The organism is Calditrichota bacterium, from assembly GCA_016867835.1.
Classification (GTDB): Bacteria; Electryoneota; AABM5-125-24; order Hatepunaeales; family Hatepunaeaceae; genus VGIQ01.
In genome coordinates, this window is record VGIQ01000022.1 from 1 (window position 1) to 15,403 (window position 15,403).

The following is a 15,403-nucleotide window of genomic DNA, read 5'->3' on the forward strand; positions in this document are numbered from 1 at the left end:
ATGTAGAGCAGCCGGAACATATAGAATGCCGTCAAGGCTGCGGCGATGAGCGCGATGATCCCGACGGCAGTATGCCCGCCGGCGAAGGCCTTCCAGATGATCTCGTCCTTGCTGAAGAATCCCGACAGTCCCGGTATCCCGGCGATGGCGAAGCAGGCAACCGCGAACGTCCAGTAGGTGCTCCTCATGCGGCGCCTAAGACCTCCCATGAAGCGGATGTCCTGGGGGTCGCCATGGTAGCCGGCATGGTGATGAGCGTGCTCGACGGCATGAATCACCGACCCGGCTCCGAGGAAGAGGAGAGCCTTGAAGAAGGCGTGAGTCATCAGGTGCCCGATCCCGGCAGCATAGGCTCCGACTCCGCAGCCGACGAACATATAGCCGAGTTGCGAGACTGTCGAATAGGCAAGCACTTTCTTGATGTCGTTCTGCACCAGCGCAATCGTCGCGGCGAAGAGCGCCGTCAGGACGCCAATCCAGGCTACAATGCTGAGCACTTCAGGGGTAAGGGCATAGAGAAATGAGTTCCGCGCGACCATATAGACGCCGGCCGTTACCATAGTCGCTGCGTGGATCAGCGCGCTGACCGGCGTAGGACCGGCCATAGCATCGGGGAGCCAAACGTATAACGGGATCTGCGCCGACTTGCCGGTCGCTCCGACGAAGAGGCAGAGCGCAATCCAGAAGGCAACGGCCGGCGAAGCCGTAAAGACCGCCGCTCCAGCCTCGACTCCGGCAAATGAGAGCGTCCCAAAGGTGGTGAAGATCAGGAAGACCCCGATCAGGAAGCCGAAGTCGCCGATCCGGTTGACGATGAAAGCCTTCTTGCCCGCGGTCGCTTTGGCCTCGTCGGTGAACCAGAATCCGATCAGGAGATAACTGCAAAGCCCGACGCCCTCCCAGCCGATGAACATCAGCGGGTAACTATCGCCCAGCACCAGCATCAGCATGGAAAAGACGAAGAGGTTCAGGTAGGCGAAGAACCGGCTGAACCCCGGATCGCCGTGCATATAGCCGGTGCTGTAGATATGAATCAAGAACGAGACGCCGGTTACGATCAGGATCATCACCCCCGAGAGCGGGTCGAGCAATAGCCCGAACGGGATGACGAGGTCGCCCGCTGCCAGCCAGGTGAAATAGACCGGGTTGAAGCGGCTTCCCGAACCGCCGCCGGTCAGTTCCAGGAACGCGGCGACCGAGAGCGCGAAGGCGGCGCCGATGACGCCGGAGCCGATGACTCCGACGGCCTTGTTACCGAGCCGCTTCCCCCATAGGCCGTTGATGAAAAAACCGGCCAGAGGGAGCAGGAGGATGAGGTAGAGGTGTTCGGACATGGATATAGTGCCTGAGTGACTGAGTATCTGAGAGGATGGGTAGGTCGATAAATTACTCAGAATAATGCAAAAGGGTCGATATTAGGAGGTGCAGATTATTGTTGCCGTTCTTGGAGGGCGGACATTCCTGTCCGCCCTGATGAAGAGTTCCTATCGGGCAAGGGCGGACAAGAATGTCCGCCCTCCAAGTCAACTCTTTTCTGCACTGATTAATAAAAGTAATACAGATATCATTTGGGCTTCCTTCCACTGCCTTTCGTCTTCAGTCCACTTCCCACCGCAACTTGACGATCAGGTTGAAGCGGACATAACCGAGCGGGCCGAAGACGTCATTCGAGAATCCCTCGTCGGTCTCGCCGCCCCAGACGATCACCCCCGGCTCCAGTTCCCCGCCAATGATGAAATACTTGAACTGGATCGGATTCAAGCCCAGCCCGCAACTGAGGTCGAAGCCGTCAAGCCCGTCGGACTTGATGGTCTCGCCGAGGCTGATGATCGGGTTGCGATACTCCCATGTCATCCCGGTCATCTGAAAGCCGAGAAAGAGGTAGTTGCCGACGAAGGTGTAGTGCGGCGTCAGGTAGAAGTTGGCATCCATGCCTATCTGCCAGATGCCGACTCCGCCGCGGAGAGCACCTCCAACCAGCCCGTTCTTCTGAATCGGCGCATCGATCAATCGGAAGTTGAGATCGTAGGTAACCTCGTTCTTCCCGGCGATCTTGATGTCCTCGTAAGTAACACCGAAGCCGCGAAGGCCGTAGAAGTCATCGCTCTTCACCAGACCGACAAAAGGCGAGACCCCGACCGACCGGGCAAAGTCGGCAAATGCCGATGACCGTCCCGAAGGCGGGCGATAAGGACGCCCGTAGATGTCGTAATAGAGGCTGTCCTGATTCGGAGGGCGGTTCAGCCCGGTGGTATCGGGTGGATAGCGTTGTTTAGGCGGATCCGGAGGCGCGGGCACTTCGCGGCTTCCGGTGTTGTCGTCGGAGGCTGCCGCCATAGCGTCCGACAGTTTGCCACGCGAGCGGCTCGTTTGCGACGGCCCGGCGCAGCCGGTCAGGATAAGTGCAACGGTAAGTAAGAACAACGACACCATCGGCAACATAGAGCCTCCTCCCGAGGTGTTGCCAAACGAGCGCATCTATTTGTAAAAAAACATCTTCAACGATATGACGAAGAGCCCGGCAGCGAATACCTTCCGCATCACATCGGTCGGCAGTGAGACAGCAAGCCGCGCACCAAGCCAGCCGCCGAGGACGAATCCTGCGCAAAGCAGCCCGGCGACACGCCAGTCGATCAAGCCCTTCTGGTGGTAGGTGATCACCGCCAGGATGCCGATTGGCGGTAGGAGCATCGCCAGAGTCGTCCCTTGAGCGACGTGCTGTGACATCCCAAAAAGGAGCACCAGCACCGGCAGGACGATGACGCCTCCGCCAAGGCCGACTAGCCCGCCCCAGTAGCCGGCAAGAAAGCCCAGGAGTAAGATGCCAATGGTCTGAAGCATAGGTTAGTAAAGTGACTATCAGATATGAATATAGGCGTCAAGTATGAGTCGGGCAAGATGAAGAGGGTACCGGCATAAGGATGCGGTCTATAAGAATCAAGTTCGGATGATCGGATCGGGGAGTATCTTTGTGCAAGCAGGACGCCTTCGTCCGGCGTGTAAAGTGGAGACGATGCTCGGGTGGACGAGGGCGTCCACCCACCACATGAAACAACTTACAATGCCGCCCGATTAGGCCTGAACAAGGATTATTGAGCACATTTCAAAACTGCATCAGCAGCACGCTGCACAGAGGCGACCCCGCGCCGATAGCCGCAATCCCGCTTTTCATACTACCGCCCACTTGCACCTTAGCCGGAGGGGCAGTAACTTATCCGATGCCAATAGCCTGTCATCCCGCCCCAAAGCAAGGGGCATAATCGAATAACGGAGGTCTCACCTAATGTCCATCCGCATCGGAATCAACGGCTTCGGCCGCATCGGACGGCTCGTCTTCCGCGAGATGATGCGACGCGGCGGCTACGAAGTCGTCCTCATCAATGACATCACCGACGCCCGAACCCTCGCCCACCTGTTGAAGTATGATTCGACCCACGGGCGATACCCCGGCAAAGTCGAGACCGGCGACAACTGCATCATTGTCGATGGCCGGACCATCAAAGTTTCAGCCGAGAAGAACCCGGCCAATCTGCCCTGGAGAGATCTCGACGTCTATTTTGTCGTCGAATCGACCGGCGTCTTCTCCAAGCGTGAGCAATGCCAGATGCACCTCGATGCCGGAGCGAAGAAGGTCATTCTCACTGTCCCTGCAAAGGGGGAGATCGACGCCACCATCGTCATGGGGGTCAACGAGCATATGCTTAAGGCTGAGCACCTCGTCGTCTCCAACGCCTCCTGCACCACCAATTGCCTCGCACCGATGGCCAAGGTGCTCTCCGACTCGTTCGGCATCGTCCACGGGATGATGAACACCATCCACGCCTACACTAACGATCAACGGGTGCTCGATCTGCCGCACAGCGACCTTCGGCGGGCGCGGTCGGCTGCCCTCAATAGTATTCCAACTTCAACCGGTGCCGCGAAGGCTATCGGCCTCGTCATCCCCGAACTGAAGGGCAAGATGGACGGCCTGGCAATCCGGGTCCCGGTGCCGGACGGCTCGATTGTCGATCTCACCTGCACCCTCGAACGCGACGCCTCCAAGGACGCCATTAATGAGGCAATGAAAGCCGCTGCCGATGGCCCGATGAAAGGCATCCTCGAGTTCACCGCCGATGATGTCGTCTCCTCAGACATCGTCGGCAACCGCCACTCCTGCGTCTTCGACTCAAAATTGACGATGGCGATTTCTCCGCGTATGGTGAAGGTGATCGGCTGGTATGATAACGAATACGGTTACAGTTGCCGGGTCGTCGATCTGATTGCGAAGGCAGTAGCGCTCAAATAGTCTCGCGCTTGAGCAACAGACTCAGCCTTAACCCAAACGCACTCGCTACTCTCACTGCAGACGAGTCGTTGACCTTTGGATGACGAGCGCGTCCGGCCGCCCTACCGGCCCGAAGACGATGAACCGTTTCGCGGCGAGCGTTGGGGTTGCTTTTGGGCTTCGGTGCTGGCGGGATCAGGCATTGCCACTCTGTTGCTGAGCACATTATTGGTGAGCCATCGGACTGCGCATAACCTGCTCACTGTTATCGCTTATCTCTTGATCGGCTTTGCGATTGGTAATTACTTCCGGTTGCGGCATCGAAGATGAGGTGCTGATAGCGATACGTCGAGTAAGTTGGCTCCGGTTCAAGCCGCACTTGAACATGGACGCCACAGGCAGACGGTCGAGTCGGTGCGCTGCCCCGGTTCAATTCGGGGTCGTCAGCATGATGCATGCTTAAGGTAGAGTGCGCTCCGGCGTTTTTCAGAGGCTTGTATTGTAGTATGCAAAACAAACAGATCCGCACCTTTTCTGCCGGATTGGGTATGGCTCTCCTCTTGACGGCAAGTCAACTCCCGGGCGCAGAGTCACCTACTCGCGCCATCCCTGGAACTCCCGGTTGGGACTGCAAGTTTGACACACTGCGGGCGCTGCGGCATGTTCGGGTGCTGGCGTCGGATTCTCTCGCCGGTCGTTATAGCGGCTTTGCCGGGTGGGATAAGGTCGAGAGATATCTCGCCGGGCATTTCAAGCGCCTCGGCCTGATGGAGCCGTTCGGCAGGGATGGCTACCTGCACCGCTTCACCTACGGCGCCGGAGAATATTCCCTGCCGAGCCATCTCGTTGCTTACTTCGCCGACGGTTCGACCGACACTGCCTCCTACTGGCAGGAACTGAACGTCTTCAAATACTCCGGCTTCGGCCGGGCAAAGGGGCGGATCGCATTTGTCGGCTATGGCATCAGCGAACCGGGAAAGGGCTGGGACGACTACGCCGGACTTGACGTAACCGGCTGCGTTGTCCTCGCGATGCGCGGGACGCCGGAGGTGCGGAATGTCGCTTGGGGCCCTGAAGGCGGCAATGGTTACAAATCGACCTTGGCCTTGAGCAAGGGTGCGGTAGGCTACATCTGCTGTGAGAATGACCCTCCCAAGTATGCGACACTGATGGAGGAGTCGTTCAGAGAGAACCTCCCGGCGGTCTGGATTTCACGCACTTTTGCCGACAGCCTCCTGAAAGGCACCGGAAAGACCAAGTCCCAGTGGCAGGATGCGATTAAGTCCACCGGAAAGCCGGTTTCACGAATGCTCGACGTCGAGGTCGATCTGCAGGTGAGCGGGAAGTACTACCCCGAACGCCCGACGACGAACATTGCCGGCATACTCGAAGGGAGCGATCCCGTTTTGAAGCGTGAACTGGTGGTCATCGGAGCCCATGCCGATCATCACGGAACGGATCCGGCCGGGAACATCTATCCTGGAGCCGATGACAACGCCTCGGGGACATCGGTGATGATGGAGTTGGCCGAGATCTTCAGCCGTATGAAAGATCGGCCCCGACGTTCACTAATGTTCATCGGCTTTGCCGCGGAGGAGGAAGGCCTCGTCGGGTCGGATAAGTTCTGCCAGGATCTGCCGCTGAAGGACTACGACGTCGTGGCAATGCTCAATATGGATATGGTGGGACAGGGCTCGGGCGAGATCGGCGTTGGAGGGCTCGGCCAGACTCCGGTGCTGGGGGAAGCGCTGTTCGCCGAATGGCCTGACAGCGCACTTGCGAAAATCGAGTTCTGGGGCTTGTGGCCCGGAAGTGATCACAAGTCGTTTGAAGCCGCAGGGATACCGGCCTTCATCGTCGGTGCCCGTGGAGACCATCCCAACTACCACACTCCCAATGACAAGGCCGAGAACATCAAAGGCTTCGTCCTGAAAAACGCCGGTGAGATGATGTTCCACTGCGCGCGGTCGCTGGCAAACTGGAACGAGCCACTAAAGCCGCTGGTCGGCAAGGCGCAGTATCTGGCAAGGAAGAATCCCAAGGTCATAACCGAGGGCATTGCGCTGGAGGGCTTGATATGGACCGGCAATGATTCCTACGACCGGGAGGCGAGAGGTCTGGTGTCATCGTCATTGGAGCCACCTCCCAATCGTGTAAAAGGGGTTAAATATCCAGCGTCGCTGGTAGTATTTGGTATGTCGTGGCCTCAACCGGCCGAAAATCGGCATGAAGTTCGAGCGGGGGGATATATGGAAGGCCTTGAATTCGCCCGCTTATGGTCAGCCAGTCAGGATCTGCCTTTTCTTGCCGACTCGGGTCGAAAGGACTACACCGGTGAGCCGTTTCTTGGCGTAACGGCATCTATCGGCATATCGGATGTCCCCTCTGATACGCTCACACTAAGAGCGCTATCCCGTGCCGGAGTAGGCTTTGTCTCAGCAGGTGGATTTGTCATACCGAAGGGCGGTAAGAGCAACGCCTTTTATCCCCCAGACTGGGCAGAGGTTACTGCAGCATGTCGCGCGACTGGTATTCGAGCCACCATTGCGGTTCAGACCTGGGCTTCGGATCCCCAATTCGCCGACCCGAATGCAACGATGCAGGAGTTGGCTGCTCTCGCCCGGCTGTGGGATGGAGAGATTATCGTCTATTTGCTTACCGATAAGCCGATGCCGGATGAGGGATTGAATGCGCTGCTTAAGGAAGGCTGCTTTCTATTTCTGAATCAACACTCCTCGTTAGAAACTGCGCAGAAGTCTGGTTATTTCAATCAGATAGGGATCGCTATCCAGCACCGTTTTGCCGATCATGGCGATTCCGCGCGCATACGGCTCATCGAATCGCTGCTTGCCGCCGGATTCGATGAGGATGCCATCGAGGATCTCCTGACCCGCAACCTTCAGCGGACATTGCAGCGCTGGTGGGCCGGCTCCCCGCCGTTACGATATAAGGAAAAATGAGAGATAGGATTCCTGATATGCTCATTTCACTTGCGTAAGGACGATGTCGGACCTCAAATTTAAATGAAAGTTGATTTGCAGAGCGTATGGAAACAGAAACTACCCCCAAAAGAATCTTCGAGGTTGCGCGAGATCTTCACGTAACCACTCCCGAAATCCTCGATTTTCTGACCCGTTGTGAGATCGAAGCGCCGCGCCGGCAAATGCAGCCGGTGACAGAAGAAATACACCGGCTCTTACTCTATCGCTTCGATCGCGCCGCGTTTAATATCTACGCCCTCGAAAACCACCTCGGAAGCGAGGAGATGGGGCGGCTGAATGTATTAGTTAGCAAGGCGATGCCCAGGCATCGGCGGCCGGCTCCGACTCCTCGCGCGGCAACTCCGGTCCGACCGCCGGTTGAGCAGGCTCTCTCCCCCGAGCCGCCTAAGACCGAATTGGCGGCGCCAATAATGAGGAAGAAGCCGGCACGCTCCGCCCTGCGTCCGGAGCGTCCGGGCGATGTCGAAATCGTCCGCTATTACATCGATAAGACCCGCCGGTGGCCCGCCAAAGTTGAACCTGTGGACACCGTTCCTGTGGTGCCTGAACCGGAGCCGGCTCCCGCACCGGTCAAAGTTATCGAAGTCGCGCCGCCTCCGCCAGCCTATTCACCTCCGATCCGGCTCACCAATTTCGACATCGAACTTATCCGGCTGATCGTCGCGCTTGCACCCGCGGCAAAGGAGACCCTCCTGGCCGGTATGCGGTAGGAAACTCACCAAAGAATCGCAAAAGTGAGCGGGGCACGGCAATGCCGTGCCCCACTCGCATACTTCATCCTCCGGAATGCGTTCGGTTCAAGCCTACCGCAGCGTTAGGCCGAGTCCTACCGAGTAAGCCTTATACTTCCCCACAGAGTAGTCGGCATTGAGCGTCAGAATCCCAAACATTCCGAGCCGCACGCCGCCGGTAATGCGGGACGTATTGTCGCCGTCAAGATCGAGCGAGATTGTCGAGCCTTCGAGAGCCGGATTGCCCGATCCCGTAACGGTGTAATCGACCTTGATGTTCGACGATTCGAATCCGATGCCGGCGTAGGGCGTCAGCGAGATGATGATCGCGCTGAAGGTCCGCGAAGCCTGCACGTTGAACGCGGTGTGATTCGACTCGATGACATCTCCGATGGTTAGGCTTTGCATCGCAAATTGGCCCGATATGTTGATGCCAAACATCGGAACCGGGATCCACTGCGAGATCGAGTGCTTCACGCCGACACCCCAGAAGTTCAACTTGCCAACTTTTTCGATGTCGGTTTCGGGGAAGTAGCGCAGGAGCACTTCGGTCTTCAGCGGCAATCCGAGCGACACCTGTGGCAACACTATACCGGCGCCGGGAAGGTCGGTTCCGGGAGGTGTCATCAGCATGGCCTGGTCGAGCATCTGCTGCCATTCCGGGCGCGACTTGGCGAAGGCGATCTGAGCATCCGACGCCCCTTGCGCGCGCATCGCATCCTCGATGGCGACGCCGTTTGCAAGAACGTGCCGCACTGAATCGGGTCCGAAGAGCGTCGAAGAGGTGCGGTTGGGATAGAAGTCATTGCCGTTCACGGTCAGGTCGCCGACGCCCGGCAGTTGATGCACCGACTGCGGAATTGTGATCGTCGCCGGAACGACGAAATCAAACGTCTTGTCGTCGTCCGAGACCGCGACTCCGGTGATCTTGATCGAGACGTCGAAACCGAGGATCGAGTGGGGCTTGGCAGAGTGATAGAGCCCTGAATTCATCGAGGTGCCGAAGACCGTGGCAAAAGGACCAAGGTAGCCCTTGGCATTTTCCAAAGCCAGTTTCTGCAACTCCTCCTGAAAGTTCACTTCAGCGGCAATGACACCGCCGGTCATAAAGACCATCAGAACGAGCGCCAGAGAAAGTGAAACGAACCGCTTCATTGAGTGCTCTCCAAGGTTGAGGAAGGTTTGAATCTATCAAGTCGTAAGGAAACTTGACGGGATAGAGGACGATGTGCTATGGGTCACAATGCAGGCAAGTGAGCGAGTAAGCGAACGAACGGGTGAGCGAGAACTAAATCTACGCCTAACTTGCTCGTTTACCCGCTTACTCGCCTACTTGCTCACTCGCTCACTTGAACATATAGTGAATCCCGAACTGCGGGTAGGGCAGAACGTCGTCCTTATAAGCCGCAAGAGCGAGATCGACGGAACCCCAAAGCCGCTCCCAGTTTCGCCAGTGGAAGGCAAGCCCGAGTCCGGCACCGATAGCGACGCCTTCGTCACGGGTGCGAACTAACTCATACTGACTGCCTTTCACGGTGTCATTATGATAGGATTCGTCGCTCCTGCTGTAATTGTAGGCCAGTCCGGCGAGGAGATAGAGCGCGGTGGCGTCGGTGCGGTTGAGGGTGTAGAGTGCCTGCCCGCCGAGGCTGGCGTAGGTGCGCTCGCTGTTGCGGAAATAGATGCCGCCAGATTGATAGCCCCAGCCTTCGGCTCTTAGGTGCCGAATGCTGAAGCCATTGCCACAGAGCCGTCCGAACGAGAATCCGAATCCGGTGTTCAATTCGTCATCGAAGGCCTGGGCCTTGACCGGCGAGGCAATAGCCAGAGCCGCAAGCGCGATCAGTCCTGTCAGTTTGCGCAGCATTGGATGCCTTTCGAAGGATATTGCCGAATCGAACCGAAGGTCGATTCCGGAGTCATTTATAGAAGTAGTGAATCGCTATTTGCGGAATAGGCATGAACGAGTCTTTGTATAAGGTCAAAGGGAGATCGATTGAGGTGCAGAGCCAGCGGGTGTCTCCAAAAAAGAACGACATCCCAAGCCCCGCGCCGATGCCTATCCCGGAGTCATCGCCGGATGCATTGACTCCCATCCCTGCCAGCCAATATAACGCCGACGAGTCGGTTCTCTTCAGGACGCCGAGCAATTCTCCGCCCATACTGAAGAATCTGTCGCCGCTGCTGGAAACGAAGATGAACCCGGCTTGAAAGCCCATCCCTTTCTCAGGCGGCATCAAGCGGATGCTGAAGCCGTTGCCGCCGATAAACCCGGCCGAGATGCCCAGCCCCCGGGTGGCACGTTCGTCGAGGTCAGGGGCCGTCGGCTCGGCGTAGAGCGGGAAGAATACAATGAGCGCCATGAACATGGCGAAGATAACCCGTTTCATACTGCCTCCTCAAGATTCATTATCAGAGACTATTAATTGTGCAATATCATCTTGACGTGTCCCCCCGCTTAGCGGAGGGACAGGGCACGTAGGGGTGAATCGGCTAATGGCGATTCTGCCCCCCTCCTTATCGGGCACGAAGCAGCCGCTGGCGTCTTCGGCCCCTACGGGGTGCACCCACCTACTTATATTCCCCTCCGCGATGCGGGGGGGAGAATGCAAGAACTAACTGCACGAAGTAATACAAGGATGATGCTCATCGGACATAGGTAAGACGAATCCCAATGCTCGACCTATAACCGTCAAGGCCGATTCTCATCAAACTTGAATTTTCCTGAGAAATCTCGACAAGATACCACCCTGCAAATCCAACCTGAAGAACGCCTGAAAGTGTTAGCAATCTTTACCGCCTGGCAAGAATGTTCCCCCAGGTGAATTCTTGACTCTAATAATTGTTACCCAAGGACCAACAACAGGAATCATTGTAGTAGATAACATTCTGTCTCCCATCGCAACTGCACCGATGGTAGTAGCAGCCCATGTGTAGATTAGCCCCCTTAATGCAACATCACCGTTAGTTAACCTTGGGGTGAAGGTTGGCACTTCGTGAAATGTCTCGACATTGCCATTTTGGAAGACAATGGCTTTCACTTGGGATTTTGACACTGTTCTTCTGATTCCATCAGATTGAACCAAACTAATGGAAGAAAGCCCAATTTCAATTACCTTACAATCGATAACCTGTCCATTACGAAGGTGCACCTTATCCTGTGCACTTGCCAAGATCGGGAAGACCGCAAGCACAATCGCCAAGATTAGAAGTCGATTTAGAATCATTTAGACTCCTGTAACATATAGGTCAACAGGTTCTCCGCCAAAAACTCCCCCACCCGATCCTTCCCAATGCGCTCCTGCTTGAGGCTGTCGCGCCAGCGGACGGTAATGGTTCCATCCTCCTTGGTCTGGTAGTCGATCGTAAAGCAGAATGGCGTCCCGATTTCGTCCATCCGGCGGTAGCGTTTGCCGATTGAGCCTGACTCGTCGAAGAAGACCGGCACCTTTGCCCGCAGTGAGCGATACATCTCCTCGGCGATCTCGAACAGCCCGTCCTTTTTCACCAATGGCAGGAACGCCGCTTTGACCGCGGCGATGCGGGGGGCGATGGCGAGATAGACCCGCTCCTCTCCGGCCTGGACATCCTCGCGGTAGGCATCGCAGAGGAGCATCAGGAGCGACCGGTTGAGGCCGGCCGAGGTTTCAATCACATGCGGCGTGTAACGTTCCCGCGTCTCGTCGTCGAAGAAGGTGAGGTCCTTACCGGAGACTTTCTGATGCTGCGAGAGGTCGAAGTCGCCGCGATCATGGAGGCCTTCCAATTCCGACCAGCCGAAGGGGAACTCGTATTCGATGTCAAACGCTGCGCGGGCGTAGTGCGCCAACTTCTCGTGCTCGTGCCAGCGCAGTTTGGCCGGATTCACCTCGAGCGACCGGTAGAAGTTCCAGCGCTCGCCCTTCCAGTAGTCGAGCCACTTGGCATTCTCGCCGGGGGGAATGAAGAACTGCATCTCCATTTGCTCAAACTCGCGGGTGCGAAAGATGAAGTTCTTGGTCGTGATCTCGTTGCGAAACGCCTTGCCGATTTGGGCGATGCCGAAGGGCGGCTTCAGGCGCATCGTCGTCATCACCGACTTGTAGTTCAGGTAAATGCCTTGCGCTGTCTCGGGACGAAGATATGCAACCGACGCTGAATCCTGCGAAGCGCCGATCTGCGTCTGCAGCATCAGGTTAAACTGACGCGGCGGCAGGAGCGACCCCTTGGTGCCACAGGAATTGCACTGATTGTAGTGCTTGAGCATATACTCGGTAATCAGCGCATCGGCGTCTTCCCGGGGGATCGAGCCTTCGCGGCCGGTCATCGCCTGCCATTCGATGACCGCATGGATCTTCTCGATGTAAAGTCGTTCGGGGCTTTCCGGCGCCAAATCTTCCGGTCTGATTAACTGCCCCGGCTCGAAGGCGCTCGCAAGGCGTTCAAAGTTCTTCAGCAGGCGGGGATAGGACTCTTTGGCATAGTCATCGATTCGGATCCGGCGCTTGCAGTTGGTGCATTCAACAAGAGGATCGTTGAATCCGGCAACATGGCCGGACGCCTCCCAGACCTTCGGGTTTTGGATGATAGCCGAGTCGATCTGGACAATGTTCTCATGCCGGAGGGTCATTTCCTCCATCCAGAGGCGTGCGAGGTTCGCCATCATCGGGGCGCCGATTGGGCCGTAGTCGTAGGATGAGGTTATGCCGCCGTAGATTTCCGACGAGGGAAAGATCACGCCGCGCCTCTTGCAGAGCGCGATCAGGCGATCCATCAGATCGCCGGACTGGGTGTTTTGATCCTTGGCCAAGAAGAAGAACTTAGGTGTATGAAAGCGCGCTTAGGTTGTCACCCTGAACGAAGGGAAGACCTCATTGGCTGCAATGCTGCCTGGTGCGAATAATCTGATATGCTCTTCCCTGCTTCGCTGGGGTGACTGCACCAAGTAGTAACAGCATCAGCATCAGTCATCAGTATCAGCATTATCATTGCTTCCCCCCCACCGTTACCAACGGCCGCTTCAGAAGGATGCTGACCCGTCGGTTTTCGTGCGCTAGCGGGTCTTTGCCGGGGAGGAGTTTCGTGTCGGCGTAGGCGCGGACTTCGCTGATCATCTGCGGGGTCAGGCCGTGCTTCAGCATCACCCGCCGGACCGCTGCAGCCCGGTCGGCAGAAAGTTCCCAGTTAGAATAGGAGCCGCTGCCGTAAGCCCGGGCATCGGTATGGCCCTCGACTGCGACCGGATATTGCAGACGAACGATTTCCGGGGTCAGGAGTTCGATCGTCCGCTCCATCTCATTCCTTACCATCGCTGACCCTACATCGAAGAAACTGAACTGCGGTGCGTCGCGGAACTCCATCCGGATACCTTCTTCAGTAACCTCGAACGATATCTGGTCCGTAATTTCCTTGGGGAGGCCGCTTTCTTCGATAATGTCACGGAGACGGTTGGCCTCGCGCTCGAGTTCGCGCTGAAGGGCGTCCTGAAGGCTCTTTTCTTCGCCTACCGGCGGAGTCCCCTGGCCGATCGGCATCACCGCGCCGCCCGACTTGATAAAGCCGGTCGGATCCTGAAAGTAAGCCTGCACCATCAATTTAATGCGTGGATCCTGGGACAGGACCCAAAGCACAATAAAGAGCGCCAGCATCGCAGTAACGAAGTCGGCATAAGCAACCTTCCAGGCGCCGCCGTGATGGCCGTGTCTCTTATGGCGACGGCGAGGGCGGGGGGCATCTTCGGTCGGCAGCCCCTCGGCGTGATACTCGTCAGGCATCTATGGAATCAACCGGTTATGGGATAAATGAGTACTCAGCCCTTAAGCGCGGCTTCGAGTTCGTCGAATGACGGGCGCTGGCTTTCATAGATGGCCCGACGGGCATATTCGGCCGACAGTTTCGGGTTCATCCCGCGCATGATGCCGAGGATGCCGGCCTTCAGCAGTTGCATGATCCGACCTTCTTCGAGGTTCTGCATCTCGACGTTCATCGCGAGCGGACCTACGAAGCCGTAGGAGAGCAACACACCAAGGAACGTCCCGACCAGCGCTGATGCAACCTTCATTCCGACGACTTCAGGCCCTTCGGCAATCGAAGCCATCGTCTTGATGATCCCCATCACGGCCGCTACGATTCCGAGCGCCGGAAGAGCATCGGCGGTGTTGGTCAGGATTTGCTGTGGCGCGGAGTGCTCCTCTTCGATGGTCTCGATGTCCGAGTCCATGAGCGCTTCGAGGTCGCCCGGGCTGGTGCCGCCGACCACCACGATCTTCAGATTGTCGGTGATGAAGTTGACCAGTCGCGGGTGGTGCAGGATCGAGGGATACTTCTGAAAGATGGTCGATGTTGCCGGAGCCTGGATGTGCCCTTCCAGCGCGAGGAGTCCTTCGCGCCGGGCTAAAAAGGCGAGGTCATGCACCAACTTAAGGGCATCCATATAGACCTCGCGGGTGAGCGACTTGCCTTTGAAGACGTCAAGTGACTTTTCGATCACCAACTTCAAGGTGCGCGTATTCGACTTCACTATCAACCCGCCGAGGGCGGCGCCGCCGATGATGACGTATTCATACCACGGTTTGAAGATCAGGATCATATTGCCCCCCGAGATGGCGTAGCCGCCGAAGACGAAGAGCAGGACCAATATATATCCGACAATAGCGGTCATTAGACCGGGCTCCTTGGGTAGGCTTAGGGCTTAAGGCTTATGGCTTTGGGGTGGACTTTGCGTTTTCCGCGTCCGGGTGCGAGATCATTCGTCATCGCCCAGTCATCAAATGCCTAATGCGGTCAGTTTGGTCTGCGACTCCATCGGGACGCCAAAGAAGTCGAGATATCCGTCGATCTGGACGGTTCCGGTGAAGGGCTTAAAATAATACTGATTGATAGTGCCCTGGCGCAAGGTCTGGGTGATGACGATGCAGTTTCCAAAGCGTCCGGCCGGGACCGTTGCCAGCCCGTCGGTCGCAGTTACCCGGTGAACGGCTGAGTCCGACGGGGTGATCCACTCATCACCGACCCGGGCCGGATACTTGATGAAGAGTTCGTCGAAGCCGCCGGGGTAGTTGCCGCCGATGATGAGGCGGCGCAAGCCGGAGGCTGAATTGCGAAAGAAGATGCTATCGCCCGTGCCGCCGAACCAGACTCCGGCACCGCGCTCGAAGGTGGTGTCGATTCGGAGCGTGTCTTCTGTCTCGATGAACGGCATCCCCTGCAGCGTGACGACCGAATGAAACGCCCACCAGTTACCCAGCCCAAGCGGCATGATCTGGTGCACGGTCGAATCTCTGCCCCCTCCTCCCCCACCGCCGGTCGAGGTTGGGTTGTTGTCGGAGCAGGCGAGGAGGAAAATGAGGGTGGGAAGGGTGAATACTATGCGCACAAGTGCCCCTTCTTCAACCCATCATCGGCAACTCGAACCCTACTGTTGT

15 protein-coding genes are annotated in these 15,403 nt (G+C 57.1%); 4 read left to right on the top strand and 11 right to left on the bottom strand.

Going from position 1 to position 15,403, the window contains the following annotated elements:
• From nuoL to FJY67_03885, 3 genes are all read right to left on the bottom strand, one after another.
• Positions 1-1,334: NADH-quinone oxidoreductase subunit L (nuoL, locus tag FJY67_03875; GenBank protein ID MBM3328598.1), on the bottom strand; the 1,334-nt coding region annotated here is incomplete at its 3' end.
• Positions 1,335-1,596: 262 nt separating this feature from the next.
• Entirely contained in the window at positions 1,597-2,442 is an 846-nt protein-coding gene (locus FJY67_03880) for a hypothetical protein (protein MBM3328599.1), read from the bottom strand.
• A gap of 36 nt (positions 2,443-2,478) precedes the next feature.
• The gene (locus FJY67_03885; protein ID MBM3328600.1) at positions 2,479-2,841 is read right to left on the bottom strand and encodes a sulfite exporter TauE/SafE family protein; all 363 of its coding nucleotides are present in this window, start codon (positions 2,839-2,841) and stop codon (positions 2,479-2,481) included.
• A 442-nt stretch (positions 2,842-3,283) separates the two neighbouring features.
• Between FJY67_03885 and gap the strand changes: the two genes are divergently transcribed.
• From gap to FJY67_03905, 4 genes are all read left to right on the top strand, one after another.
• The gene (gene gap / locus FJY67_03890; protein MBM3328601.1) at positions 3,284-4,288 is read left to right on the top strand and encodes a type I glyceraldehyde-3-phosphate dehydrogenase; all 1,005 of its coding nucleotides are present in this window, start codon (positions 3,284-3,286) and stop codon (positions 4,286-4,288) included.
• Positions 4,289-4,363: 75 nt separating this feature from the next.
• Positions 4,364-4,597: a hypothetical protein gene (locus tag FJY67_03895; protein ID MBM3328602.1), complete on the top strand. Its 234-nt coding sequence runs from the start codon at positions 4,364-4,366 to the stop codon at positions 4,595-4,597.
• A 125-nt stretch (positions 4,598-4,722) separates the two neighbouring features.
• Positions 4,723-7,227, top strand: coding sequence for a M28 family peptidase (locus tag FJY67_03900; GenBank protein ID MBM3328603.1), 2,505 nt, complete (start codon positions 4,723-4,725; stop codon positions 7,225-7,227).
• Positions 7,228-7,313: 86 nt separating this feature from the next.
• The gene (locus FJY67_03905) at positions 7,314-7,979 is read left to right on the top strand and encodes a hypothetical protein (GenBank protein ID MBM3328604.1); all 666 of its coding nucleotides are present in this window, start codon (positions 7,314-7,316) and stop codon (positions 7,977-7,979) included.
• 93 nt (positions 7,980-8,072) lie between these two features.
• Here FJY67_03905 and FJY67_03910 read toward each other — a convergent pair whose 3' ends face one another.
• From FJY67_03910 to FJY67_03945, 8 genes are all read right to left on the bottom strand, one after another.
• Positions 8,073-9,155, bottom strand: a complete 1,083-nt coding sequence (locus tag FJY67_03910) for a hypothetical protein (protein ID MBM3328605.1) — start codon at positions 9,153-9,155, stop codon at positions 8,073-8,075.
• 190 nt (positions 9,156-9,345) lie between these two features.
• On the bottom strand, positions 9,346-9,867 hold the full coding sequence (locus FJY67_03915) for a hypothetical protein (GenBank protein MBM3328606.1): 522 nt from the start codon (positions 9,865-9,867) through the stop codon (positions 9,346-9,348).
• Positions 9,868-9,919: 52 nt separating this feature from the next.
• On the bottom strand, positions 9,920-10,390 hold the full coding sequence (locus tag FJY67_03920; GenBank protein ID MBM3328607.1) for a hypothetical protein: 471 nt from the start codon (positions 10,388-10,390) through the stop codon (positions 9,920-9,922).
• A 393-nt stretch (positions 10,391-10,783) separates the two neighbouring features.
• Positions 10,784-11,227 carry a hypothetical protein gene (locus FJY67_03925; protein ID MBM3328608.1) on the bottom strand — a complete coding sequence of 148 codons (444 nt, stop codon included), beginning with the start codon at positions 11,225-11,227 and terminating at the stop codon, positions 10,784-10,786.
• Positions 11,224-12,753, bottom strand: a complete 1,530-nt coding sequence (locus FJY67_03930) for a glycine--tRNA ligase (GenBank protein MBM3328609.1) — start codon at positions 12,751-12,753, stop codon at positions 11,224-11,226. Before FJY67_03930 ends, FJY67_03925 begins: the two co-directional genes overlap by 4 nt.
• Before the next feature lie 211 nt (positions 12,754-12,964).
• On the bottom strand, positions 12,965-13,753 hold the full coding sequence (locus FJY67_03935; GenBank protein MBM3328610.1) for a chemotaxis protein MotB: 789 nt from the start codon (positions 13,751-13,753) through the stop codon (positions 12,965-12,967).
• A 35-nt stretch (positions 13,754-13,788) separates the two neighbouring features.
• Positions 13,789-14,640, bottom strand: a complete 852-nt coding sequence (gene motA / locus FJY67_03940) for a flagellar motor stator protein MotA (GenBank protein MBM3328611.1) — start codon at positions 14,638-14,640, stop codon at positions 13,789-13,791.
• 105 nt (positions 14,641-14,745) lie between these two features.
• Positions 14,746-15,354, bottom strand: a complete 609-nt coding sequence (locus tag FJY67_03945) for a hypothetical protein (protein ID MBM3328612.1) — start codon at positions 15,352-15,354, stop codon at positions 14,746-14,748.
• Positions 15,355-15,403 lie beyond the last annotated feature (49 nt).